Genomic DNA, 24,855 nt, shown 5'->3' with positions numbered 1-24,855 from the left:
TTCTCCCTACCAGAACTTCAGATGGCTGGCGGCGTCCCCGATGGCGTCGACCGCGTCGCCGACGCCGTCCTTGACCACGCTGCCGACCTCCTGGCCCACCTCGGAGCCGACGAAGCCGCCGATGCCGGCGCCGACGAAGCCCCCGATGACCGTACCGACGCCCGGACAGATCGCCGTCCCGATGGCGCCGCCGGCCCAGGCACCCGCCTCCGCGCCGGCGTAGGCGCCTACCGCGGTGGTGGCGGCGACGGTGGTCGCCTCGGCGACGCGCTTGTCCATCTCCTTCTCGTCGCTCTTCAGGAACTCGTCCACGCCGGCGGCGAGACCCGCGACGACCGAGCCGCCGCGGTTGATCCACTTGCCCGCGGTCTCCCACTTCCCGCGCAGCAGCGCCTTGTAGGGCTTGGCGCGCCAGTTCCGGTCGGTGTTGGCGGCCTTCAGCCGCTCCCAGAACTGGCTGAACGACTTCGGGAGGCCGGTCTGCTTGTAGCGGTGGCCGTCGATGAGCGGCTGGAAGTTCTGCAGCAGGTGCTTGAGCGCGACGTCCGCGCCGGCGCTGGCGACGTTGCTGGTGAGACCGAGCGCGTAGAGCGCGCCGGTCACGGGGCCCATGTCGTCCGGCGGCTTGAAGCCGCCCCAGGTGTCGAAGTACTTCCCGGTCTCCTTGCGCACCACCTCGCCGGCCTTCGACATCAGCTTCACGAGCTCACCGTCGGTCGGCTTCGGGGCGCCGTCCTGGGACGCCGGCAGATCGTCCTTCACCTCGTAGGCGGCCGTCATGCTGAGGGTGAGCAGCATCCGGGCCGGGTCGACCGTCGGGTTCTTGCCCGGGCCGCTCGCGGGGATCACCGGGACCGGCAGGTGGCTGCGCAACACGTCGCCCAGGTGCTTGGTCCTGGACACCAGGTGTTGGTGCGTGGTCGCGAAGTCGGCCTCGATCGCGGTCCGGGCCCTGGTCCGGGCGGCGTCGGCGTCGTCCTTGGCTGTGCTCTTCGCCGTGTCGTTACCGGTGGCGCCGTCGATCGCGCTCTGATGCGCCGTGTCTGCCGCCGTCCAGCGCCGGTTGTAGCCGGCGATGTCGGACTGCGCGGTCTCGTACGTGGCGGCCAGCGCGGTGAGCGCGTCGTGCACCGCCTGGAGCTTCGGGCTTGTACGAGCGCAGGTGGCCGGCGACTCCCGCCATCTCGGGGAGCGTCGCGTCGGCGGCCTCGCCGGTCCACTCGCCACGGATCTCGTCGGGGGTGTTGCCGATCGCCGTGGCCCGCTTGGCCAGGTCCTCCTGGAGGGTGGCGATGCCGCGCGCGGCCTTGCGCAGCACCTGCGGGTGCAGCTCGACGTGGAAGTGGCCGGTCATGAGCCGCTCAGATCGATCGTGCTCCCGCGATCCAGCGCATCCAGGTCGACGGCGAGGTTGTTGGTGTTGCCGGCGATGAGGGCGGTCGAGGTCGACAGGACGTCGAACGCGCTGGTCCAGGACTGGAGGAACGCCAGGACGTCGGCCTCGATGTCGCCGCTCAGCTCACCGGCGCCCTCGCTGATCGCGCCACTGAGGCCGGCCATGCCGTTCAGGTGGCCGGTGAGGTCCTGCGAGGCGTGCTCGAAGCGCTTCTTCACGGTGGCAGCGGCCTGAGAGGTCAGCCGCAACGGCGCGCTGGGGCTGCCGGTGCCGTCGTTCGGGATCACCACGCGGACCGTCATACCCGCCCGGGGCGTGGACAAACGTCACGTGCCCGGGGACGACGAGCGCCCCGTCCCCTGCGTGGAACAGCAGGAGACGGGGCGCTCGCCCTCGCTACGAGATGGCTCAGGCCGTGGCCGAGGCGGACATCGACGCGCTGGTCGACGCGGACTCGGTCGGCGTGGTGGTCGCCGTCTCGCTGGGGGTGACGGACTCCGACTCGGTCGGGGTCGAGGTGGCGCTCACGCCGGCGAGGCACTTCTGCAGGCGCGCCGTGGCGTGGGCGAGGCGCTGGACCTGGGCCTTCTTCGCCTTGGCGATGTGGGCCTTCTTCTCCTTGGCGGCGGCGAGGGCCTTCTTCTCCTGGCCGGTCGCGGAGCCGTGGGTGAGGTCGCGCTTGTCCTCCTTCACCGTCTTCTTGGCGGCGGCGAACTTCGCGGTGAGCGCGTCGAGCTTGGCCTGGGCCTTGTCGACCTGGGCCTGCTGGATCGCGCAGGGGCCGCTAGCGGTGACGCCGTGCCCGTGGCCGTGGGGGGCGTGGGTGGCGGCAGCCGCGGTGCCGATGCCGGCGGCGGTCAGGGCGGCCGTGGCGGCGAGGGCGCCGAGGCCCGTACGCAGGTTCGTCATATTCGTGCTCCTCAAAGCTTGGGATGCCGGAGATCCGACGCGTGCACCTCCTACATGTCGCGCGTCGCACGAAACGAAACAGCGAGTCGAGAAGACCACCGCATGAAACCCGGGGGTGAGCGGGGGTGGCGCCCAACTACGCTTCCGCCATGACCTCCCACGCTACTGATGCCCGCACCGCGATCGAGGCGATCACCGGGCACGGGGCGTGGGCGATCATCCGGCGCTCCACCCGAGCCGGTGACCGCGACACCGTCGGGCTCCTCGGCGGCGAGCGCTGGGTGGCCGACTCGATCCTCGACATCCCGCTCGAGACCGGTACGCCGGCCGACGGCCACGTCGCCGACCGGCTGGTCGCGGTGCCGTTCCGCCAGGTCGCCGAGCGCGGCTTCGAGGCGCACGACGACGGCACCCCGCTGGTCGTCGTCGACGTCGCCGAGGAGCACGAGTTCTCCGTCGCCGACGTGATCGCGGCGATCGACGAGCAGCCGGTCGAGTTCACCGACCGCGGCGGCTTCGACACCTCCGACGAGGAGTACGAGCAGCTCGTCCGGCAGATCATCGAGGAGGAGATCGGCCAGGGTGAGGGCGCCAACCTCGTCATCGGCCGGCACTACCGCGCCGAGATCGAGGGTTGGAACACCGCCAAGGCGCTCGCCGTCTTCCGCCGCCTGCTCGAGCGCGAGCGCGGCGCGTACTGGACCTATGTCTTCTTCACCGGCGACCGCTACCTGATCGGCGCCTCACCGGAGCGCCACGTCAGCGTGACCGGCGGCGACGTGCGGATGAACCCCATCTCCGGCACCTTCCGCCTGCCCGTCGGCGTCGAGAGCGCCAGCGACCTGAAGCCGCAGCTCCTGGAGTTCCTCAAGGACGAGAAGGAGATCTACGAGCTCTTCATGGTCGTGGACGAGGAGCTCAAGATGATGTGCGACATCTGCACCGAGGGCGGCCAGGTCCTCGGCCCGTTCCTCAAGCCGATGTCGCGCCTGATCCACACCGAGTACCTGCTGGCCGGTCGCTCCAACCGCGACCCGCGCGAGATCCTGCGCGACACGATGTACGCCGCCACCGTCACCGGGTCGCCGGTCGAGAACGCGTGCCGCCTGATCAAGCAGTACGAGCCGGAGGGCCGCGGCTACTACGGCGCCGCGCTGGCGATCTTCGGGCGCGACGAGGCCGGCGGGCCGGTCGTCGACAGCCCCATCGTGATCCGTTCCGCCGACGTATCGCTCGACGGCCACCTCAAGGTGAGCGCCGGCGCGACCCTGGTGCGCGACTCCGAGCCGGCCTACGAGGTCGCGGAGACCCACGCCAAGGCCGGCGGCATCCTCGGCGCCTTCGGGCTGGTCCCGCCGGCGCCCGCGCTGGCGATCAACCCCGCCGAGCTGGTCCTCGACGAGGACGTGATGATCGAGCTCAACAGTCGCAACCGGCGCCTGTCCGGCTTCTGGCTGGCCAACCAGTCCGGCTCCCCGGTGGACCACCGCCTGATCGGCAAGACCGCGGTCATCCTCGACGGCGAGGACGACTTCGTGAACATGCTGCGGCACATGCTGCTGCGGATGGGGATCACCTCCACGGTGATCCGGCACGAGGACTACCTGCACGGCTGCTTCACGGGCGCCGACCTGGTCATCGTCGGGCCGGGTCCCGGCGACCCGCGCGACGACGCCGACCCGAAGATGGCGCAGCTGCGCGCGGCCGTCTCCGAGCTGCTCGAGTCGGGCCAGCCCTTCCTGTCGGTCTGCCTCGGTCACCAGGCGCTGTGCCACCAGCTCGGCCTCGGTCTGCACTACAAGGACATCGTCTTCCAGGGGACGCAGTCGGCCGTCGACCTCGACGGCCGTACGGAGCGGGTCGGCTTCTACAACACCTTCGTCGGGCGGGTCGGCGACGCCGCCCTGCCCGAGGGCGTCACGGTCGACGCGGACCCCCAGACCGGCGACATCCACGCCGTCACGGGTCCGCACTTCCGGGGGATCCAGTTCCACGCGGAGTCGATCCTGACCGAGCGCGGCTTCGACATCATCCACGACCTCGTCCGGGGCGTCGTCCTCCCCGAATGACGCGGTGACCGGCGAGTAGCGGCGTCCTCATCGACGCCCGCATGGTCTCCACTAAAGTGAGTACCGTGGACGACATGGAGCAGCCGCACGTCATCGTGCTCTTCGGTGCGACCGGAGACCTCGCCAAGCGCAAGCTCCTGCCCGGGCTGTTGCGGCTCTTCGAGGCGGGTCTGCTCAAGGACGCGATGATCGTCGGCACCTCCCTCGAGGACATCGACACCGAGCAGTGGGCCAAGCTCGCGCGCCAGGCGTGTGAGGAGTTCGGCAAGGGCGACGTCACCGACGCGCGCTGGGCGCCGTTCGAGAAGATGCTCGCCTACGTCCCGACGACCAAGGGCCCGCACGCGCTCGCCGACAAGGTCCGCGAGGCCGAGCGCCAGCTCCAGCCGCTCGGGCGAACGATCGGCCGCCTGCACTACCTCTCCGTGCCCCCGAAGGCCGCGCTCGACGTCATCCGGCAGCTCGAGGAGGCCGGCCTGGTCGAGCGCGCCCGGATCATCATGGAGAAGCCGTTCGGCACCGACCTGGCCTCCGCGAAGAAGCTCAACGCCAAGATCCACGAGGTGTTCGCCGAGGAGCAGATCTTCCGCATCGACCACTTCCTGGGCAAGGAGGCGGCGCAGAACATCCTCGCCTTCCGCTTCGCCAACGGTCTGTTCGAGCCGATCTGGAACCGCAACTTCATCGATCACGTCCAGATCGACGTCCCCGAGACGCTCGGGCTCGAGGGCCGTACGGCCTTCTACGAGGGCACCGGCGCCTACCGCGACATGGTCGTCACGCACCTCATGCAGATCCTCGCCTTCATGGCGATGGAGCCGCCGACGTCGCTGGCGTCGGGCCCGATCTCGGATGAGAAGAACAAGGTCTTCCGCTCCATCCGCCCGCTCGACCCGAAGAACGTCGTGCGCGGTCAGTACACCGGCTACCGCGGCAAGAACGAGGTCGCCGACGACTCCGACACCGAGACCTTCGTGGCGCTCAAGGTCGAGATCGACAACTGGCGCTGGGCCGGCGTGCCGTTCTTCCTCCGGACGGGCAAGAAGATGGCCGAGGGCGCGCGCATCATCTCGATCGCGTTCAAGGAGCCCCCGCTGACGATGTTCCCGGCGGGCTCCAACGCCGGCACGCAGGGTCCGGACCACCTGACCTTCGACCTGGCCGACCAGTCCAAGATGTCGCTGTCGTTCTACGGCAAGCGCCCGGGTCCGGGCATGAAGCTGGAGAAGCTCTCCATGCAGTTCGACACCTCGGAGACCTCGACGTCGACCGGCGTGCTGGAGGCGTACGAGCGGCTCATCCACGACGCGATGCGCGGCGACCACACCCTCTTCACCACCGCCGAGGGCATCGAGACGCTCTGGGAGGTCTCCCAGCCGCTGCTCGACAGCCCGCCGCCGGTGCGGCTGTACTCGCCCGGCTCCTGGGGTCCGAACGCCATCCACCAGCTGATCGCGCCGCACGCGTGGCGGCTGCCGTTCGAGCGGACCTGGCGGGCCTGAGCCGCCGGCCGGAAATCGTCCACAGGAGGGCTTCGGGACACGCTCATCCACAGGTGAGCTCCACGGCGACCCGTCACGGCGGATCGCTCCCTAGGGTCCTGACATGGACTTCACACTGCTCCGGGAGTACGAGGGCGAGGACGCTCGGGTCGCGCTCTCGACGCTCGTCGCGCGCGTCGGGCTCGACTCCCCGAGCCTGCGTGAGATCGCCCGTACGGCGTCGCGCAGCCCTTCGACGCTGCTGGCATGGTTCGGCAGCAAGCGGGAGCTACATCGCAGGGCGCTGCTGGCGCTCGGCGTCCGGTGGCGCCAGACGCTGGATCGGCACCCGATCCCGGCCGAGGACAGGGGCATGGAGCATGCGCGCCTGCGGCTCGCCTACGACGAGCTCGCCCGCTCCGACCCGGCGCTCGCCGAGGTGCTCGAGGAGATCGTCGCCTTCGAGCGGGAGCTGCTCGTCGTCTGGGTGCAGCGCTATGTCCCGGCGCGCTCGTGGAGCAGGTACGACCCTCCACGGCCGATCGACGCCCCGACGGTCGACGCGCTCCACGCCAGTGCCGTCGCGCTCTGGGACGCGCGCCGCCACCCGGATCGCGCCGCCGCCCGAGCGGAGTTCGAGGTCGCGTGCACGCTGATCCTGCTCGGGGCCGCACAGATGTTCGCCGGCGGCGACCCCGTGGCGCGCGTCGAACAGCTGTCCCGTTCGGCGGGGCATTCCGACGACGCCGAACAGATGTCCGCTCCGCAGGAGAAGGGCCCTCCTGTCGAACAGATGTCCGCTCCGCAGTGGCGGCGCTCGCTCGCCGCACCATCGTTCGACGCGGACGAGGCAGCCCCGATCCCTGCACGATCGTTCGAGGAGGCGACCCGGCCGCCCTACACGATCATCCGGCCGGGGCAGCCGCCGAGAGCTGGGTGAGGATCGCCGTGGTGGCACGCTGCATCGCGCTGGCGTCGTACGGCGGCAGGGCGGCGCCGTTGAGCGACTGGATGAGGTCGCCGTTCTGCATGAACGCCGACACCAGGTAACCGCTCTTCTTCCGCTGCACGATCAGCTTGGTCGCGTCGGCGCCCTTGATCTGCGGCTCGGTGACCGCGCCGGCCGGCTTGTCGGTGATGGCCTGCCAGGCCGCGTCGAGCCCGCCGTCGAACCACAGGTAGGAGAGCTCGAAGGTCGGGTCGCCGTGCTTCTTCGGCAGCAGCGCGCAGCGCGGCTCAGCTGCGGTGCCGGTGGCGAGCTTCAGCGGCGAGCCGAGTGCCTGGGAGATGGCGGCCACATCGAGGCCGTCGCACGGGTTGAACGGCTTGCCGGTCGGCGAAGCACTGGACGAAGCACTGGACGTGGCCGGGGTGCTCGCGGAGGCGGGCGCCGGCGTCGGGTCGCTGGTGGCGCCGTTGTCCGCTGCACCGCCGCAGCCGGCGAGCGCGAGCGGCGCGAGGAGCAGGAGCGCAGCGCGCGTCAGGTTCACGAGGAGATCTCCACAGGTGTCGTCCGGGGCATGGGCGCGGCCGCGCCGGGCAGGCGCAACTCGAGGCGCGCCCCACCGTACGGGGAACGGCTGGCGGTGACCGTACCGCCGTGGCGCTCGGCGATCTGGCGCACGATCGACAGGCCGAGGCCGGAGCCGGGCATCGAGCGCGACTCCATGGCGCGGTAGAACCGGTCGAAGACGTGCGGAAGGTCGTCCTCGGGGATGCCGGGGCCCTCGTCGTCGACGGTGAGGACGCCGTTGTCGAGGGACACGTGCACGGTGGCGCCGTCGGGGGAGAACTTCGCGGCGTTGTCCAGCAGGTTGGTGATGGCGCGCTCCAGGCCGGGGGCCTCGCCGACGACCCACCACGGCTCCGCTTCGACGACCCACGCCAAGGACGGGGCGCGGCGGCGCACGCGGGTGACGGCGTGGTCGAGGACCTCGGGTAGCTCGACGGTCTCGACAACCGGCGGCAGTGGCTCGTCGCGGGCGAGCTCGACCAGATCGCCGATGAGGGTGGTGAGCTCCTCCATCTGCGCGCGGACGTCGTCGAGGAGCTCCTCGCGCTGTGCCTCCGTGAGGGAGAGGCCGGCCTGGGTGAGCAGGTCGATGTTGGTCCGCATCGAGGTGAGCGGGGTGCGCAGCTCGTGGCCGGCGTCGGCGACCAGCTGGCGCTGCCGGTCACGGGAGGCGGAGAGCGCGATCAGCATGCCGTTGAAGGACGTGGCGAGCCGGGCGATCTCGTCATGGCCCTCGACCGGGATCGGCGTGAGGTCCTCCGTACGGGCGATCCGCTCGACGTCGTCGGTGAGCCGGCGCACCGGCCGCAGGCCCCCGGTCGCGACGCCCCAGCCGGCGAAGCCGGCGGCGATGACCCCGGCCAGGCCGAGGATGAGCATCAGGATCCCGAGCTTGGCCAGGACCCGTTCCTGGGACTCCAGGGACTGGGCGACGACCAGGGCGCTGCCGCGCGTGAGGGGGACTGCCGCGACCCGATAGGTCACGCCGCCCGCGGAGATGGTGCGCAGGCTTCCGGTGGTCTGACCGTCGGCGACCGCCCGCTCGGGCGCGCCCGGCTCGGGGAAGGGCCGCGAGTCGAAGTCGGGCTTGTAGACCCTGCCGGCGGCGAGGACCGCCACCCGGGTCTCGCCGGCGCCGAGGACCCACAGCGGCACCGGCTGGCCGACCGGGCTGCTGTAGCTCGCCGCCGCGGTGCGGGCACGCTGCACGAGCGACTCGTCGGTCGTCGACTGCAGTTGCATGCGGACGGTGAAGTAGCCGGTCACCGCGATCAGGGCGACGACCAGGCCGACGGCGAGGGTGGTGAGCAACGTGACGCGGCTGGCGAGCGATCGGCGGTGCCAGGCGAGTGCGACGCGCTGAGGGAAGGGCAGCGTCATCTCGGGGGTCATTCCTTGAGCACGTACCCCACGCCGCGCACGGTGTGCAGCAGTCGCGACTCGCCCTCCGCCTCGGTCTTGCGGCGCAGGTAGCCGACGTAGACCTCGAGGGAGTTGGCGGTGGTCGGGAAGTCGTAGCCCCAGACCTCCTCGAGGATGAACGAGCGCTCGAGCACCCGCTTGGGCCGGCGCAGGAACATCTCGAGCAGGGTGAACTCGGTGCGGGTCAGCTCGATCGAGCGACCCGCGCGGGTGACCTCGCGCGAGGCGATGTTCATCGTGAGGTCGCTGTAGGAGAGGACCTCGTCGCTCTCGCCGGGCGCGGTCGGGACGGCGCGGCGCAGCAGCGCCCGCATCCGGGCGAGGAGCTCCTGCAGTGCGAACGGCTTGGTGAGGTAGTCGTCCGCGCCGGCGTCGAGACCGTCGACCCGGTCGCCGACCGCGTCGCGGGCGGTGAGCACGATGATCGGGAGGTCGTTCCCGGCCTGGCGCAGCGCCTTCGTGGTCTCGATGCCGTCCAGGCGCGGCATCATCACGTCCATCACGACGATGTCGGGGGCGGCGGCGGAGATGCCGGCCAGCGCCTCGGCGCCGTCGGAGGCGAGCACCACGTCGTACCCGTTGAACTCCAGCGAGCGACGCAGCGACTCCCGGACGGCCTTGTCGTCGTCGACGACCAGCGCGCGCGGCTTGCCAGGGCTCGGAGTGCTCACGGGGTCACTGTGCCATCGCTGGCTGAGCCGGCGCTGAGATTGCGGCTCACGAACCCTGAGGTGTCGCGTCCCCGCGTGGGCACAGGCTGAGAAACGTGCCGGGCGCCTTGTGCTCGTAGGTCCGCAGACCGCGGGCGAGGCTGACCTGGTGGATCCGGCCATGCGTGCGGATGAGCGCGCCGGTGCCGTGACAGCGATCCGGCACGTCCGCAGCGGGGGTGGTGAGGTCGCGCGCCAGGCCCGCGGTCACCGATCCGTGCGGCGTGTCCTCCTCGGCGGAGGAGACGACGGCGGCGGTCACCGGGATCACCACGAGCGCCGTCAGGGCCAGGCCCAAGACGATCCCGAGGAGGTGGCGGAACAACTGCACACAGGCTCAACGAGGCTCCGCCCAGGACGTGACGCCAGTAGGGCAAGATGCCCTGCATGGCAGCTCCCGCTTGGTTCTCCTCGCCGTCCGACGCCCTCACCCGCCTGGGTGCGACGGGCTACCTCGCCGACGAGGCGACCGCGACGGTCGCCTTCCTGGCCGGTGCGCTGGAGAAGCCGGTGCTGATCGAGGGCCCGGCCGGCGTCGGGAAGACCGAGTTCGCGAAGGCGGTCGCGCGGGCCGCGGACGCCGAGCTGGTCCGGCTGCAGTGCTACGAGGGCCTCGACGAGGCGCGGGCCCTGTACGAGTGGAACTACAAGAAGCAGCTGCTGCGGATCCAGGCCGCCGGCGTCGAGGGCACCGGGTCGCAGAGCTGGGCCGAGGCACACGACGAGATCTTCGGCGAGGAGTTCCTGCTGTCGCGCCCGCTGCTCACCGCCATCCGCCGCACGGAGCCGACGGTGCTCCTCATCGACGAGGTCGACAAGACCGACGTCGAGGTGGAGGGCCTGCTGCTCGAGGTGCTGTCCGACTTCCAGGTGACCGTGCCCGAGCTCGGCACGATCGAGGCGGTGCGCCGCCCGTTCGTCGTGCTCACCTCCAACGCCGCCCGCGAGCTCTCCGAGGCGGTGAAGCGCCGCTGCCTCTACCTGCACCTGGACTATCCGTCGGCGTCGCGGGAGCGCGAGATCGTCACCCGGCACGTACCGGAGCTCGACGAGGGCGTGGTCGCACAGCTCGTGGACGTGGTGGCGCGGCTGCGCGAGCTGGAGCTGAAGAAGGCGCCCTCGATCGCGGAGTCGGTCGACTGGGCGCGCACCCTGATCGCGCTGCAGGCCGGCACGCTGGACGCCGCCACCATCGACGCCACCCTCGGCGTGGTGCTCAAGCACGTCTCGGACCAGGACCGGGCGCGCCGCGAGCTGCGACTCGCCACCGGCGGCCCGGTCGCGAGCACGACGTCGGCCCACCCGTTCCGTTAGGCGCGTCGATGACCCTGCTCGATCGGCATATCGCGTTCCTCGAGGCCCTGCGCGGCGCGGGGCTCCCGGTCTCGCTGTCGGAGGACCTGGACGCGGTCACCGCGCTCGGTGCGGTCGGCTGGTCGTCACGGACGACCGTGCGCGACGTGTACGCGGCCACGGTGGTCAAGCGGCAGGGTCAGCGGGCGACCTTCGACCAGCTCTTCGAGCTCTACTTCCCGCGGCTGGTCGGGGAGGGCGCCGCCGACGGTCTGCTCGAGGGCCAGGTCGACGGCGCCGGAGGGCCGGTTGAGGGTGGCCCGAGGGCCGAGTCGATGGACAACGGCGAGGCGCTCGCCGCGATGCAGGAGCAGATCCTCGAGGCGCTGGCGGCCGATGACGTGGAGCGGCTGCGCGAGCTCGCGGCCGAGGCGGTCGGCCGGTTCGGGTCGATGCCGGGGCGTGGGCCGGGGCTGTCGTCGTGGTCGTCCTACACCGCGCTGCGCCGGCTCTCCACCGACGATCTCACCCAGCGGCTGGCCGAGGCGCTGCGCAGCCACGGCTGGACCGAGGAGGAGGCCGAGCGCGCCGCCGGGCGTCGTACGGGCTCCTACGTCGCGATGGTCGAGGCCGACGCGCGGCGCCGGATCGCGGAGGAGAAGGGGCCCGAGCACATCGCCCAGGTGACGGTGCGTCCGACGATCGACCGGCTCGACTTCCTGCACATGCGCCGAGCCGACGTCGAGGAGCTGCGCCGCGAGCTCTATCCGCTCGCCCGCCGGATGGCCACCCGGCTGGCGCGCGAGCAGCGGTCGCGTCATCGCGGCCCGCTCGACTTCCGTCGTACGGTCCGCGCCTCGATGGCCTCCGGCGGTGTCCCGATCACCACCCACCACAAGCCGAAGCGGCCCCACCGCAGCGAGCTGGTGGTGCTGTGCGACGTGTCCGGCTCGGTGGCCAACTTCGCCACCTTCACCCTGATGCTGGTCTTCGCGCTGCGCGAGGTCTTCACCAAGGTCCGCGCCTTCACGTTCGTCGACGACATCGTCGAGGTCACCGACCAGTTCCGACCGGGAGCCGACCTGGTCGACGTGATGACCGGCCTGGTCGAGTCCTCGGCGCACGCCGCCCGGATGGGTCGGACCAACTACGGCCGCGCGCTCACCCGCTTCGTCGAGCTGCACGGCGACGCCCTCACCCCGAAGTCGTCGGTGCTCATCCTCGGCGACGCCCGCTCCAACTACGCCGACCTCGCGCTGCCCGCGCTGCAGGAGGTCGTCGACCGCAGCCGTCACCAGTGGTGGCTCAACCCGGAGGTGCGGCGCCAGTGGGACACCGGCGACTCGGCGGCCTCCCGCTATGCGGCGCTCGTGCCGATGGTGGAGTGCCGCAACCTGGTCCAGCTGCAGACCTTCATCAAGGACCTCGCCTGAGCGGCAGCTGCACCCGTACCCGGCCGCTGTCGTAGACGGGGCGGCCGAGGGCGGCGAGCTCCGGCCGGCTCAGCCCGTCGCCGTGCGGCCGGCGGGTCAGGATCATCGCGCTCCCCGACGTGAGGTAGCCCCGCAGCCACGTCAGGTAGGGCACGTCGCGGCTCCGGGCGATCCCGACGCCGTAGCTGGTCCCGCTGACGTCGACCGGCACCGGGCAGCGGTCGCGGAGGTCGCTGGTGAGCCGGTCGGTGAGGATGAGCGAGCTCGGGCTGTCGGCTGTGATGCAGCCCGCGGGCAGCACGGCGGCGACCTGCGCCCGGGGGAAGGGGCGGAGGTGCGAGGTCGCGATCGTGAGCACACCGGTGGCCGCGATCGTGGCCACCAGCGCGACGGTGGCGACCCGCCGTGTGCGTCCGTGCGGGAGCATCCGTGGTCCGAGGAGCGAGAGCCCGACCGCGAGGGTGATCCCGACCGGCGCCGCGGTCAGCGAGCCGTAGTGCCGGAAGCTGCTCGGGCTGAGCAGGAGGAGCCCCAGCGTGGCGGCCGCCACGGCAGCCACCGGCCAGGCCTGCCGCTCGTACCGTGCGATGGCCACGGTGGCCGCGACCAGGAGCACCGTCGCGACCGTGGCTGCGGCCACCATCCCCGGGTGCCCGAGGCCGAGGTCGTGCCCGATGGTGCCGAGCGCGAGCCGGTCGGCGAGCGTCGCCCGCTCGGTCGGGCGGCGCGTCAGCTGGTCGTGGACCACCATCCGCCACATGGCGGCGGGGTCCGCGACGAAGAACGGCAGCAGGATGGCGGTGGCGGTCACCGACGCGGTCGCGGCGGCCCGCAGCGCCGGCCGGAACCGACGTTGGAGCAGGAGCACCAGCAGCAGGACGCCGACCGGTGCGACGTACCAGATCTTCCCGGTGAGGGCGACGCCGAGCAGGACGCCGGCGGCCAGCTCGCGCCGAGGGCGCTCGTGGTCGCCGGAGATCAGCACCACGCCGCCCAGGAGCGCGAGATCGGCGGCCGGCTCGATGAACGTGCTCTGCGAGGCGTACGAGGCGGTGGCCGAGCACGCCACCCACAGTCCCGCGACGAGAGCGGCCCCGGTGCCCCAGCGAGCGGCGAAGCGCGCCGCGAGCACCGCGGTGGCGGTGCCGACCAGGATCCAGGCCAGGCGAGCGAGGAGGAAGCCGGTCGGGTCGCTGGTCAGCCGGCCGAGAGCGGCGAACGGCGTCAGCACCAACGCGATCAGCGGCGGGTGGAGCAGCACGAAGTCGCGGTACGGCAGCCGGCCGTCGACGAGCGACGCGGCCGCCGCGTAGTAGACGCCGTCGTCATAGTGATCGACGCTCACCAGCCCGGACGCGGCCAGCAACGGCACCAGCCGGACGGCCAGCGCGGCCACCGCGATGACGGGCAGGACGACACGACGCACAGGGGAAGAGTGACACCGAGGAGACGCCCGGACGAGAGGTTCGGCGGCGCTAATCAGGTGACCACGGCCGTGCGCTCAGGAAGCTCTCATCAACCGCCCCGGACGCGGGTGATCTGGAAGACGTGCGAGGTGGCGTGCTGGCCGGGGGCGAGGAAGTTGCCCAGGCCACCGACGTTCGCCCGGATCGTCGCGTCGTGGGAGGCGTCGACGGCCCGCGAGCCGGCGAGGTAGTGCCCGTACGAGTGGTTCGCGACCAGCCCCTCGACGCCGTCGTCGAAGCGGACGGTGACCTGCGCCGGGTTGGTCGAGGCCGGTGCGCCGTCGAGCTCGGGCACCGCGTCGCCGACGTGCTCCAGCGACAGCACCTGGACACCCGCGGGATAGTGCCGGATCTGCGCGGTCGGGCTGCCGAGCGTGACCACGTCGGTCACGTCGTACGGGGTGCCGTGCGAGGCGAGCGCGACCGCCTGCATCCCGCCCTGGCTGTGCCCGACCAGCAGGACCGGTTGCCCCCGTCGCACGCCGGCCTGCGCCATCGCCGCGAGGATCCCGGCGCCGTACGCGGTCGGCTCGCCTGCGATGAGGCGGACGTTCTCGGCCATGTCGCGGACCTGCGCGTCGTGGCTGAAGGGGTTCATGTCGTCGGTGCCGGGCAGGTAGACGATGTGCCGGATGCTGCCGTCCACCGCCGTCAGGGTCTGCACCTCGACGCTGCCGTCGGCCGCGTCGGCGAGCAGGCCGAGGTGACGTGTGAGGTCGGCGAGATCCCGCGGGCCCGCGGACGGTCCGACGGTCACGGGCTGGGTGGTGGTCGCGGTGTCCGGGCCCTGGTGCCGGGCCAGCAGCCCGGCGCCCGCGCTCACGTTCGCTGCGCCGAGAGTGGCGGTGATCAGGCCGAGGCCGCCCCCGGCCGCTGCGGTCAGCGTGTCCATCGAGGGGAGACCGGCCGTCCTGAGCCGGATCACCTCGTCAGCATCGGTCCACAGCCGCTGCACCTCGCCGCTGTCGACCTCCTCGATGACGCCGCGCGCCGCGATCACGCCGAGGGCGAGCTCGGCCCACGAGGCGGCCGCCTGGACCAGCGAGTCGGGCCCGATCATGGTCAGGCCCAGGCGGGCCTCGACCTGCGCGAAGCTGACCGGCGCGAGGGATGCGGACGCGACCAGGTCGGGGTCGAGGAGCGTGGCGGTCGGCAGTGCCAGCCACTCCCCGAGCACGAGCCCGGCGTGCGCGAACGTCCCGGCGAGCCGCTCCAGCTGGTCGTACTCCGCGCTCAGCACCGGGCCGCCGCTGATCCCGGTGATGTCGGCGCTCATGTCACCGCTCCCATCACCCTCTTGAGCGCGTGCAGGGCGCCCTCGATCGCGGCCAGGGCCGCGGCGACGTGGTCGGCGTGCCGTTCGAGGGCGTCGGCGGCCTCGTCGTGCAGGTCGGCGGTGCGCCGCAGGCCGTTCGCCGAGCCGCCCACGGCGACCAGCATCGCGTCGGCCGCCACGCCCTGCCAGGACGTCGCCCGGGCCTGGTCGAGCAGCCGATCACTCAGGGTGTGCAGCTCGTCGGCGCGGCGGCGCAGGGGACGGGCCAGGGCGCGGATCGCCCCAGGATCTCCGATCATCGTTCTCCTCCTCAGGTCGTGCCGTCCCGTCCAGGACGCTGCCCGCGGAGGAGCCCGCGAAACGTCAGCCGCGCACGGCTGTGGATAACCGGTCGAGCGCCCGGGTGATCTCGAGGGCGTCCCCGGCGAAGCTGAAGCGGACGAAGCGATGGCCGTCCTCGGTGTCGAAGTCGGCGCCGGGCGCCAGTGCGACCCCGTGGGTGGCGAGCAGCCACCTCGCCCAGGCCATGGTGTCGTCGGTGAGGTGGCTGACGTCGGCGTAGACGTAGAACGCGCCGTCGGCCGGGGCGAACCGGTCGATGCCGAGCTCCGTGAGCCCGCCCAGGAGCAGCTCCCGGTTGGAGGCGTAGCGCGCGACGTGCCCGTCGAGCTCGGCGTACGACTCCTCGCTGAACGCGGCCACCGCCGCGTACTGCGCCAGCGCCGGCGGGCAGATGGTGAAGTTCCCGGTGAGCACGTCGACGGCGCGGCGCAGCCGCCGCGGCACGAGCATCCAGCCGATCCGCCAGCCGGTCATGGAGAAGTACTTCGAGAAGCTGGCGAAGACGACCGCCTCGCGGCTGGTCTCCCAGGCGCTGCTCGTGGTCGCCCCGGCGCCGTACTCGATCCCGTGGTAGATCTCGTCGGAGATGAGCTGCACGCCGTTGGCCTCGCACCACGTCGCGATCGCGGCGAGCTCCTCGGGCAGCATGATCGTGCCGGTCGGGTTGGCCGGGCTGGCGATGACGACGCCCTTGAGGTCGGGCACGGCGGCGAGCTGCTCAAGGGTCGGCTGGAACCGTGTCTCCGGGCCGCTCTCCAGCTCGACCACCTCGCAGCCCAGAGCGGTCAGCACGTTGCGGTAGCAGGGGTAGTTCGGCCGCGCCATCGCGACCCGGTCGCCGGCCTCGAAGGCCGCGAGGAACGCCAGCAGGAAGCCGCCGCTGGCGCCCGTCGTCACGACCACGTCGTCGGGATCGACCGCGATCCCGCGCGTCCGGAGGTGGTGGCCGGCGATCGCCTCGCGCAGCTCCAGGATGCCGGTGGCCGGGGTGTAGCCGAGCGGATCGCCGCTGCTCAGCAGGCGGATCGCCTCGGCGGTCACCGCAGCGGGCGCCCCGGTCAGCGGCTGACCGGCCAGGAGCGAGAGAACGTCGCCGTGCTCGCGCTGGCGCCGGGCGGCGGCCTCGATCATGTCCATCACGTGGAACGGCGGCACGTTCGCGCGTCGGGCCACACCGAGACGGGAATCCATGCCCCGAGGTTAAGGGCAGGGCCTGGTCGCGTGGTCCTCTAGGCTGGCACCCCGCCGCCCCTGCTGGAAAGAGCGAGGTGACACGTGAGCATCCATGAGCTCGATCTCTTCCTGCTTGTGGGCTCCACCGTCACCCTCTGCGCCATCCTCGCCGTCCGGCTGACCTCGGTCGCCGGGCTGCCGTCCCTGCTCGTCTATCTCCTGATGGGCGTCGCGCTCGGCGAGGCCGGGCTGGGGATCCACTTCGACAACGCCGAGATGGCGCACTCGCTCGGCTTCGCCGCCCTGGCGTTGATCCTGGCGGAGGGCGGTGTCACGACGTCATGGCGCGTTCTGCGTCCCTCGATGCGACTGGGACTCTCCCTGGCCACCATCGGCGTCGCTGTCTCGGTGGGCGTGATGGCGCTCGGCGCGCACTACCTGCTCGGGCTGCCGTGGGAGCTCGCGGTCCTCCTCGGCGCGGTCACCTCCCCGACGGACGCGGCCGCGGTGTTCTCCGTACTCCGGGTGGTGCCGCTGCCCCGGCGGCTCACCGGCGCGCTCGAGGCCGAGTCCGGTCTCAACGACGCCCCGACAGTCGTCCTGGTGAGCCTCATCTCGGCCGGCACGGTCCACGATCACCCGTGGTGGGTCGTGCTGGCCATCGTGGCCGGTGAGCTGGCGCTCGGCGTCCTGATCGGGGTCGTCGTCGGCGCGGCAGGCGCGTGGCTGCTGCGCCGGGTCTCCCTGCCGACCTCCGGGCTCTACTCGATCAGCGTGCTGGCGCTCTGCTTCCTCGCCGACGGCGGCGCTGCGGTGCTGCACGGCAGCGGATTCGCCGCGATCTACGTCGCGGCGGTGGTGCTCGGCAACGCCGAGCTGCCGCACCGGCAGGTGACGCGCGGCTTCGCCGAGGGCGTCGCGTGGTTGGCCCAGATCGGGCTCTTCGTCATGCTCGGACTGCTGCTCAGCCCGGAGACGCTCACCTGGGACATCGTCGGGCGCGCCCTGGTCGCCGGGCTGGTCCTCACCTTCGTGGCGAGACCGCTGGCCGTGCTGGTGGCGATGATCGTGCAGCCCTTGGGTCTGCGTGACGCGATCTTCCTCAGCTGGGCCGGGCTGCGCGGTGCGGTGCCGGTCGTGCTGATGACGATCCCGCTGGCCGACGGGGTGCCGGGCTCGCTCCACCTCTTCGACCTGGTCTTCGTGCTGGTCGTCGTCTACACCCTGGTCACCGCGCCGACCCTGCCCGGCATCGCCAAGCTGCTCGGCCTGGTGCAACCACGTGACGCGCGCGCCTTCGAGCTCGAGGTCGCCGTGCTCGAGCGGGTCGCGGCCGACCTGCTCCAGATCACCATCACGCCGGCCTCCCTGCTGCACGGCGTCGAGGTGGGCGAGCTGCGCCTGCCGCGCGGCGCCTCGGTCTCGATGGTGATCCGCGAGGGCGAGAGCATCCCGGCCGAGCCGCGCACCGTCCTGCGGCGCGGCGACGACATGCTGGTCGTGGTGCCGCGCGCCCTGCGGGAGAAGGCCGAGCGTCGGCTGCGCCAGGTCTCCCGGCACGGGCGCCTGGCCGGCTGGGTCGGGCGGATCTAGCCCCCGGGGCGCTTCGCGGCGGTCTCCCGCGACCGCGGCCGGCGGCTGCGCGCGCTCCGGGCTCGGTCGTCGCTCGGCTGGTCGCCTACGAGAGCGTCGGGCTGCAGATCGTCGCGTCGGTCTTGGCCGTGTACGACTTCGGGCCGTTGTCGGCTCCGCCGAACTTGTCGCCGACCACGACCACCACGCCGGGGTCGGTCGTCGCGTGGCGGACGACCTTCGCACCGGGCAGCCAGGCCGCGACCAGCTGGACGGCGGGGCTCTGCGGATCGCTGGTCCAGATCTGCACCGTGCTCACTCCGGCGCGCTTGGACGCGTTGCCCGAGGTGCCGCGCGCGAAGCCGTCCTCGATCAGCGAGGCCATCGTGCGGCCGGCCAGCCCCTCGCGCTTGGAGGCGTTGAGGACGCTGACGGTCACCTGCGCCGGGAAGACGTGATCTCCCGCCTTCACGTCGACCGAGCTGCAGACCGGCGCCTCGGCCTTCTTCGGGAACGGCTCGGTGAGCATCGACCAGCCCCAGCCGCCGACGGCGACCACGAGCAGGGCCAGCACCGTGAGGGACAGGAGCGTACGGAGGCCGGGGAGCACTCAGGCCCCCTGCGGCGCGGCAGCGGCGTCGGTCAGGGTGTGGACCCGCGCGTGCAGCACGTGGCGCTGCTGGAGGGCCGCGCGCAGGGCTCGATGCAGGCCGTCCTCGAGGTAGTACTCGCCGCGCCACTCCACGACGTGGGCGAACAGGTCGCCGTAGAACGTGGAGTCCTCGTCCAGCAGGGAGCTGAGCTGGAGCGTGTCCTTGGTGGTGATCAGCTCGTCGAGGCGCAGCTGACGCGGCGGAAGGGCGGCCCATTCACGCGCGGTCAGGCCGTGATCGGGGTAAGGCCGGTCCGAGCCGACGCGCTTGAAGATCACCCTGCGACCTTATCGCCACGACCTGGGATCCGCGGATACCGTTCCATGCATGACGGTGACCCCGGGGGAGTCCACGAATCCGATCGCCGAGGCCGTGCGGCCCGGCTACGTGTTCGACGGCGCGGCGCTCGAGCTGGGCGGTCTGATGGCCGACGCCGAGACGCTGACCGACGTCCACATCAAGATCCCGATCGGCATGCTCAACCGGCACGGCCTGGTCGCGGGTGCCACCGGCACCGGCAAGACCAAGACCCTGCAGCTGATCGCCGAGCAGCTCTCCTCGGCGGGCGTCGCGGTCTTCGCCGCCGACATGAAGGGCGACCTCTCCGGGTTGGCCACGCCGGGCGTGACCAGCGACAAGCTGACCGCGCGGACGGCCTCGGTGGGCCAGACGTGGGCGGCGAAGAGCTTCCCGGTGGAGTACTTCGCGCTGGGCGCGAACGGCTCCGGCGTCCCCATCCGGGTCAGTGTCGACACCTTCGGCTCCACCCTGCTCTCGCGGGTGCTCGAGCTCAACGACACCCAGGAGTCGTCGCTCGGGCTGGTCTTCCACTACGCCAGGAGCGCCGGCCTCGAGCTGGTCGACCTGGCGGATCTGCGCAGCGTCCTCACGTACCTGACCTCCGAGCAGGGCAAGGCGGACCTGACCGGACTCGGCGGCCTGTCCTCGGCCACGGTCGGCGTCATCCTGCGCGAGCTGATCGCGTTCTCCGACCAGGGCGCGGACGCCTTCTTCGGCCGGCCGGAGTTCGACTCCAGCGAGTTCCTCGTCGTCGAGGGCGACGGCCGCGGCCGGATCTCGCTCCTCGAGCTGCCCAACGTCGCGGACAAGCCGGCCGTCTTCTCCACCTTCCTGATGTGGCTGCTCGCGGACCTCTACCGCAAGCTGCCCGAGGTCGGCGACCCGGACAAGCCGAAGCTGGTCTTCTTCTTCGACGAGGCGCACCTGCTCTTCAACGGCGCCTCCAAGGACTTCCTGGACACGATCACCCAGACCGTCCGGCTCATCCGCTCGAAGGGTGTCGGCGTCTTCTTCATCAGCCAGTCGCCGACCGACATCCACGAGGACGTGCTCGCCCAGCTCGGCTCGCGCGTCCAGCACCAGCTGCGGGCCAACACCCCCAACGACGCGAAGGCGCTCAAGCAGACCGTCAACACCTACCCGACCTCCTCGTACGCGGATCTGGGTCAGGTGATCCAGACCCTCGGCATCGGCGAGGCGATCGTGACCGTGATGAACGAGCGCGGCGCACCCACCCCGGTGGCGTGGACACGGTTGCGGGCGCCCGAGTCGCTGATGGGCGCGACCGATGCGTCGGTGGTGAGCGCGGCCGTGCAGGCCTCGCCGCTGTTCGCCAAGTACGGCGCCGCCATCGATCCGACGGACTCCGCGGCCGACACCCTCGGCGCGAAGATGCAGGCCGCCCAGGCGGCCGAGAAGGCCGAGGCCGACGCCAAGGTCGCGGCGAAGCAGGCGAAGGCCGACGAGGCCGCAGCCCACAAGACACAGCGGGCCGAGAAGAAGAGCGGCGCCCACGGTGGCTCGATCGCCGACGCCGCCTGGAACAGCGCCGACGACATCGCGGCGGCGTTGGCGCCCCGTGGCAAGAAGCAGATGGCGCGCAACATCACCAACGTGCTGAAGGGCGTCTTCGGCAAGCGTCGCTGATCCGCCCGCAGAAAGCCGACCGGCCGGGCCCCGTGCGTAACGGGATCCGGCCGGAAGCGCCTAGTAACCCAACGGCGCCAGCTTCAAACACTCTCTCGTCGACGCGCCTCAGGCGGACCAGCGCAGCGAGTCGTCGACCATGTCGGCGAACGCGTACGTGCCGCGCAGGTCGTCGCGCTCCTCCATCAGCTTGGCCAGGGCGCTGGCGTGGCGGTCGCGCAGGCTGGACTGCTGCAGGGTGGTGCGGTCCAGGGCGATCGGCTCGATCGGGGTGGTGTTCTCCATGTCGGGCCCCTCCTTCCGGGGTGTCTGGTGGTTCGTGCGTCGTAAGCGTTGCCCGCCAAGATCGCCGCGACGTTGTCGTCAGGTAACGATCCGGTGAATCAATCTATCTAAGTCGCTCAGATTACATTACTTAAACGGTACGCCGGCTCTCCGGATCGATCCAGGGGGTCTGGACCACCTCGGTGCGGTCGCGGGTGACGAAGCGCGCCCGGCCGGGCTGCGCACGGACGGGCCTGGTCGTGCCCAGGAGCGGCCCCTCAGCGGGATCGCCGTCGAGGAGCAGCCCCGGCGTGGCCAGATCGCGCAGGGTCTGGAGCACCGGCTCGTAGAGCGCCCGGGAGGCACCGCCGCAGCGCCGCGCCACGACGAGGTGGAGCCCGACATCGCCCGCCTGCGCCACCAGCGGCAGCAGGGGGAGGAGCAGTGAGCCGGAGGCGGTGGTCACCAGGTCGTGGTCGTCGACCAGCACGAAGACCTCCGCTCCCTGCCACCACGACCGGGCGCGCAGCTGTGCGGGCGCGACGTCCGGTCCCGGGAGCCGCCGGGTGAGGTACGCGGCCAGCTCCTCGAGTGCGGGAGCCGAGCGCGCGGCCGACGTCAGGTGGTGCACGACGTACTCCTCCGGCAGGTCGCCGAGCAGCGCGCGCCGCGGATCGACCACCACCAGCTGGGCCTCGGCTGGGTTCCGCGTGCGGATCACCTCGTGCGCGTAGGCGCGCAGCAGGGAGCTCTTGCCGGAGCGGGCGTCGCCGAGGATCAGCAGGTGCGGGTCGGTGTCGGGGTCGAGCGTGACGGGCCGTAGGACGCGCTCGTCGATGCCGAGGAGCAGCCGCCTGCCGGGTGTCTCCGCCGTGACTCCGGCGGCCCGCCGCAGCTCGTGGAGGTCGATCCGCTCCGGGAGCAGCCGCAGCCGAGGCGCGCTCGCGCCGGGCCACAGCGCACGCGTCTGCGCGATCACCCTGTCCGGGTCGCCGGGGCGGGCGGCGAGGAAGTGCAGCCCCTCGGGGGTGAGGCCGCGCCCGGGACGTCCGGCGGGGACCGTCGCGGCGAGCCGGCGATCGATTGCGGAGTCGCTCACCTCGCCGAGGCGCAGCTCCAGGCGCGAGCCGAGGAGGTCGCGCAGCGCGGGTCGGTAGTCGGTCCAGCGGGCGGCGGACGTCACGAGGTGGATGCCGTACGCGAGACCGCGCTCTGCCACCTGCTGGAGCTCGCCCTCCAGGTCCTCGAACTCGGCCCGCAGCCCGGCCCAGCCGTCGACCACCAGGAAGAGATGCGGGTGACGGATCGTGCCACCGTCCGGTGCCCCCTCGCGCTGCTCGAGGAGCTGGCGGACCTCGGCCACGATCCGGCGCACGACGTCCGGCGTGCTGCGCGTGCCGAGCCCGGAGAGGTGCGGCAGCCCGCTCCACCCGGTGAGCGCGCCGCCCAGGTCGATCGCATAGATCTGCGCCTCGCGCGGCGACAGCGTCAGGGCGAGCGTCGAGACGATCGTGCGCAGCAGGGCCGACTTCCCGGAGCGGGGACCTCCGACGATCGCCACGTGGCCGGCGGCGCCGCGCAGGTCCAGGGCGAGGGTGTCGCGGCGCTGCGCCCGTGGCCGGTCGACGACGCCGACCGGGACGACGAGCTCGGCGTGCTCGCCGATCAGGGCCGTCAGCCGCGGCGGCTCGTCGAGCGGTGGCAGCCAGACCCGGTGCGCGGGCGCCCCTCGCCCGGTCAGCCTCTCGACCGCGAGGTCGAGCACCGTGCGCACCGGCGGCTGCTCGCGGTCCACAATCGGCTCGTCGGGCTGCTCGATGGGCCTCACGTCGTACGGGAGGATCCCGGCCGCGTGCGCCTGCTCCGGGACGGGCACCGGCGCCGGGCCCGATACGTAGGCCGCCTGGAACCGCACCAGCGTCTCGGGTCCGCTGCGCAGATAGCCGGCGCCGGGCCTGGCCGGCAGGTCGTACGCGTCGGGGACACCGAGCACCGCCCGCGACTCGTGTGCCGAGAAGGTGCGCAGCCCGATCCGGTAGGACAGATGCGACTCGAGCCCCCGTAGCCGGCCCTCCTCGAGGCGCTGCGAGGCGAGCAGCAGATGGAGCCCGAGCGAGCGACCGAGCCGGCCGATCGCGACGAAGAGATCGCTCAGCTCGGGCTTGGCGGTGAGCAGCTCGGAGAACTCGTCCACCACGATCAGCAGCGTCGGCAGCGGCGCCAGCGTCGGGTCGGTGCGCCGCGCGCGGGCGTGCTCGGTGATCGAGGCCAGGTTGCCGGCCGCCCGCAGCAGCTCCTGTCGCCGCGTCAGCTCCCCGAGGAGCGCGTCCTGCATCCGGTCGACCAGGGCGAGGTCGTCGGCGAGGTTGGTGATCACCGCCGAGACGTGGGGCAGCCCGGCCGTCCCGGCGAAGGTCGCGCCGCCCTTGAAGTCGATGAGCACCAGGTTGAGCTCGTCCGGTGCATGGGTGGCCGCCAGCCCGACCACCAGCGTGCGCAGCAGCTCAGACTTGCCCGAGCCGGTGGCGCCGACGAGCAGCCCGTGCGGACCCATGCCCTGCTGCGCGGACTCCTTGAGGTCGAGATGGACCGGCTCGCCGGTGTCGTCGACCCCGATCGGGACGCGCAGCCGCTCGCGCTCGGGGCGCGGACGCCAGCCGGCGGCCGGATCCAGCGCCCGCACGTCACCGGCGCCCAGCAGGGCCATCAGGTCGCGCGGGCCGCGCGTGATCGAGCGGGTACGGCGGTGCGGCGCCCAGCGGCGCGCGTAGGCCTCCGCGACGATCGGGTCGAGTCGATCGCCCAGCAGGCCCGCCGCGTCGAGGACGGTGCCGCCGGGATCGGGTCCGGCGGCGGCCGGGCCCAGCTCGACGACGGTGACACCCGGCCGCTCGGCCGTGGGGGCGAGGTCCCCGTCGCGGACGAGGAGGATGTGCGGCTGCTCGGGGTCGTCGTCGCCCGGCAGCAGCGCGTCGAGCTCGTCGGTGGACGTCGCGACCAGCCGGCAGGCGCCGACCGCATCCGCACGACGCGGGCTGAGGGCGTGCGGCAGCCACTTCAGCCAGTCCCACTGCGCCCGGGCGGCGGGTGTGGTCAGCACGGCGACGAGCACGTGCTCCGGCGCGTGGCGGGCGGTCGCGGAGCAGATCAGGGCGCGGGCCGTCGCGCGGGCCGCGTCCGGCTCGCCCACGACCCGGAGGCGGCGGTGCTCACGCAGATCGAGCGTGACCGGTTGATCCGGCACATCGCGGTGGACCGCGACCAGCCGATCGAGTGCCCGGACACAGACCGGGTCCGGTCGACCTGGGGCCGCCGGGTCGGGGAGCGACAGCTCGAGGTCGGGCGGCGCCGAGCGGACGCCGTACCGGATCCGGAGGAAGTCGGGATCGGCCGGGCCGCGCTCGGCGAGGTGCGAGCCCTCCGCCGCGAGAGCCGGCAGCGCCGCAGGACTCGGGTGGCGTCGCAGTGCGGTGTCGCGCTGCTGCTCCTCGGTGGCGCGCACCCGATCGCGGACCGAGGCGAGGTACGCCAGATAGTCGCTGCGCTGGGCGACGATCCGCTGCCGGCGCTGGCGTCGTCGACCCCCGACCTGGGCGGCCACGAAGCCGAGGCTCGCGACCAGGCACAGCCCCGCGGCGAGGTAGGCCGGGGCGCCGCGGCCGCCCATCGTGACGATCAGCGTGACCGAGCCGAGGCTGCCGAGCAACGGGACGGCGGCCATGAGCACACCGCCCGACTCCGCCCGGTCCGGCACCGGCGGCGGCTGCAGCACGAGAGATCCCATGAGCGTGCCCTTCCCGCCCCTCGGCGGCCCGAAACCGGGCCGCCGAGTTATCCACAGCGGGTTATCCACAGACGATCCGGCCCGCGTTTCCGGCGACGGGTGCCGGGAAGGTGAAGGAGGTCCGGGCGATTCGGGATCCGGTGTCGACCGAC

The 24,855-nt window shown here is 72.1% G+C and carries 23 protein-coding genes; 7 read left to right on the top strand and 16 right to left on the bottom strand.

Going from position 1 to position 24,855, the window contains the following annotated elements:
- Positions 1-6: 6 nt before the first annotated feature.
- From KSO98_RS19100 to KSO98_RS02750, 4 genes are all read right to left on the bottom strand, one after another.
- Entirely contained in the window at positions 7-279 is a 273-nt protein-coding gene (locus KSO98_RS19100) for a glycine zipper domain-containing protein (RefSeq protein ID WP_504756270.1), read from the bottom strand.
- A gap of 724 nt (positions 280-1,003) precedes the next feature.
- The gene (locus KSO98_RS19095; RefSeq protein ID WP_504756268.1) at positions 1,004-1,354 is read right to left on the bottom strand and encodes a hypothetical protein; all 351 of its coding nucleotides are present in this window, start codon (positions 1,352-1,354) and stop codon (positions 1,004-1,006) included.
- Positions 1,351-1,686 (bottom strand): hypothetical protein, encoded by a 336-nt coding sequence (locus tag KSO98_RS02755; RefSeq protein ID WP_225283327.1) that lies wholly within the window; start codon positions 1,684-1,686, stop codon positions 1,351-1,353. The genes KSO98_RS19095 and KSO98_RS02755 overlap by 4 nt, the downstream gene beginning before the upstream one ends.
- A 118-nt stretch (positions 1,687-1,804) precedes the next feature.
- Positions 1,805-2,305: a hypothetical protein gene (locus KSO98_RS02750; RefSeq protein ID WP_225283326.1), complete on the bottom strand. Its 501-nt coding sequence runs from the start codon at positions 2,303-2,305 to the stop codon at positions 1,805-1,807.
- A gap of 149 nt (positions 2,306-2,454) precedes the next feature.
- Here KSO98_RS02750 and KSO98_RS02745 point away from each other — a divergent pair, with 149 nt between their 5' ends.
- From KSO98_RS02745 to KSO98_RS02735, 3 genes are all read left to right on the top strand, one after another.
- Entirely contained in the window at positions 2,455-4,374 is a 1,920-nt protein-coding gene (locus tag KSO98_RS02745; protein ID WP_225283325.1) for an anthranilate synthase family protein, read from the top strand.
- A 74-nt stretch (positions 4,375-4,448) separates the two neighbouring features.
- The gene (zwf, locus tag KSO98_RS02740; RefSeq protein WP_225283324.1) at positions 4,449-5,876 is read left to right on the top strand and encodes a glucose-6-phosphate dehydrogenase; all 1,428 of its coding nucleotides are present in this window, start codon (positions 4,449-4,451) and stop codon (positions 5,874-5,876) included.
- Positions 5,877-5,979: 103 nt separating this feature from the next.
- On the top strand, positions 5,980-6,795 hold the full coding sequence (locus KSO98_RS02735; protein ID WP_225283323.1) for a TetR/AcrR family transcriptional regulator: 816 nt from the start codon (positions 5,980-5,982) through the stop codon (positions 6,793-6,795).
- Here KSO98_RS02735 and KSO98_RS02730 read toward each other — a convergent pair.
- Genes KSO98_RS02730 through KSO98_RS02715 form a run of 4 tightly spaced genes read right to left on the bottom strand, consistent with a single transcriptional unit; the run spans position 6,761 to position 9,825 of the window.
- Complete coding sequence (locus KSO98_RS02730; RefSeq protein ID WP_225283322.1) at positions 6,761-7,345, bottom strand: DUF3558 family protein; 585 nt, start codon at positions 7,343-7,345, stop codon at positions 6,761-6,763. The genes KSO98_RS02735 and KSO98_RS02730 overlap by 35 nt on opposite strands.
- Complete coding sequence (locus tag KSO98_RS02725; protein WP_225283321.1) at positions 7,342-8,748, bottom strand: sensor histidine kinase; 1,407 nt, start codon at positions 8,746-8,748, stop codon at positions 7,342-7,344. The genes KSO98_RS02730 and KSO98_RS02725 overlap by 4 nt, the downstream gene beginning before the upstream one ends.
- An 8-nt stretch (positions 8,749-8,756) precedes the next feature.
- Positions 8,757-9,461, bottom strand: a complete 705-nt coding sequence (locus KSO98_RS02720) for a response regulator transcription factor (protein WP_225283320.1) — start codon at positions 9,459-9,461, stop codon at positions 8,757-8,759.
- A gap of 46 nt (positions 9,462-9,507) precedes the next feature.
- Positions 9,508-9,825, bottom strand: coding sequence for a hypothetical protein (locus tag KSO98_RS02715; RefSeq protein WP_225283319.1), 318 nt, complete (start codon positions 9,823-9,825; stop codon positions 9,508-9,510).
- 62 nt (positions 9,826-9,887) lie between these two features.
- Between KSO98_RS02715 and KSO98_RS02710 the strand changes: the two genes are divergently transcribed.
- Both KSO98_RS02710 and KSO98_RS02705 read left to right on the top strand, forming a co-directional pair.
- Complete coding sequence (locus KSO98_RS02710; protein WP_225283317.1) at positions 9,888-10,814, top strand: AAA family ATPase; 927 nt, start codon at positions 9,888-9,890, stop codon at positions 10,812-10,814.
- 8 nt (positions 10,815-10,822) lie between these two features.
- Positions 10,823-12,226: a VWA domain-containing protein gene (locus KSO98_RS02705; RefSeq protein WP_225283315.1), complete on the top strand. Its 1,404-nt coding sequence runs from the start codon at positions 10,823-10,825 to the stop codon at positions 12,224-12,226.
- Here the strand turns inward: KSO98_RS02705 and KSO98_RS02700 are convergent.
- The 4 genes from KSO98_RS02700 to KSO98_RS02685 form a co-directional block, all read right to left on the bottom strand.
- Positions 12,210-13,652, bottom strand: a complete 1,443-nt coding sequence (locus KSO98_RS02700) for a glycosyltransferase 87 family protein (protein ID WP_225283313.1) — start codon at positions 13,650-13,652, stop codon at positions 12,210-12,212. The genes KSO98_RS02705 and KSO98_RS02700 overlap by 17 nt on opposite strands.
- A gap of 89 nt (positions 13,653-13,741) precedes the next feature.
- Entirely contained in the window at positions 13,742-14,968 is a 1,227-nt protein-coding gene (locus tag KSO98_RS02695) for a lipase family protein (protein ID WP_225283311.1), read from the bottom strand.
- On the bottom strand, positions 14,965-15,267 hold the full coding sequence (locus tag KSO98_RS02690) for a putative T7SS-secreted protein (RefSeq protein ID WP_225283309.1): 303 nt from the start codon (positions 15,265-15,267) through the stop codon (positions 14,965-14,967). Before KSO98_RS02690 ends, KSO98_RS02695 begins: the two co-directional genes overlap by 4 nt.
- A gap of 64 nt (positions 15,268-15,331) precedes the next feature.
- On the bottom strand, positions 15,332-16,501 hold the full coding sequence (locus KSO98_RS02685) for an aminotransferase class I/II-fold pyridoxal phosphate-dependent enzyme (protein ID WP_225283307.1): 1,170 nt from the start codon (positions 16,499-16,501) through the stop codon (positions 15,332-15,334).
- Positions 16,502-16,585: 84 nt separating this feature from the next.
- On the opposite strand from KSO98_RS02685, the gene KSO98_RS02680 reads away from it, so the two are divergent.
- A complete protein-coding gene (locus KSO98_RS02680; protein ID WP_225283305.1) occupies positions 16,586-18,076 on the top strand; it encodes a potassium/proton antiporter in 1,491 nt (496 codons plus the stop codon).
- 85 nt (positions 18,077-18,161) lie between these two features.
- Here the strand turns inward: KSO98_RS02680 and KSO98_RS02675 are convergent, their stop codons facing one another.
- Complete coding sequence (locus tag KSO98_RS02675) at positions 18,162-18,665, bottom strand: LytR C-terminal domain-containing protein (protein ID WP_225283303.1); 504 nt, start codon at positions 18,663-18,665, stop codon at positions 18,162-18,164.
- Positions 18,666-18,986 (bottom strand): type II toxin-antitoxin system VapB family antitoxin, encoded by a 321-nt coding sequence (locus KSO98_RS02670; protein ID WP_225283302.1) that lies wholly within the window; start codon positions 18,984-18,986, stop codon positions 18,666-18,668.
- Positions 18,987-19,035: 49 nt separating this feature from the next.
- Here KSO98_RS02670 and KSO98_RS02665 point away from each other — a divergent pair, with 49 nt between their 5' ends.
- On the top strand, positions 19,036-20,655 hold the full coding sequence (locus KSO98_RS02665; protein ID WP_225283301.1) for a helicase HerA-like domain-containing protein: 1,620 nt from the start codon (positions 19,036-19,038) through the stop codon (positions 20,653-20,655).
- Between the two features lie 108 nt (positions 20,656-20,763).
- Here the strand turns inward: KSO98_RS02665 and KSO98_RS02660 are convergent, their stop codons facing one another.
- Together KSO98_RS02660 and eccCa are read right to left on the bottom strand one after the other, a co-directional pair.
- Positions 20,764-20,940, bottom strand: a complete 177-nt coding sequence (locus tag KSO98_RS02660; protein WP_225283300.1) for a hypothetical protein — start codon at positions 20,938-20,940, stop codon at positions 20,764-20,766.
- Positions 20,941-21,070: 130 nt separating this feature from the next.
- A complete protein-coding gene (gene eccCa, locus KSO98_RS02655) occupies positions 21,071-24,703 on the bottom strand; it encodes a type VII secretion protein EccCa (RefSeq protein ID WP_225283299.1) in 3,633 nt (1,210 codons plus the stop codon).
- Positions 24,704-24,855 lie beyond the last annotated feature (152 nt).

The organism is Nocardioides nematodiphilus (assembly GCF_020216525.1).
Taxonomy (GTDB): Bacteria; Actinomycetota; Actinomycetes; order Propionibacteriales; family Nocardioidaceae; genus Nocardioides; species Nocardioides nematodiphilus.
This window is presented reverse-complemented; position numbering and strand designations above follow the sequence as displayed.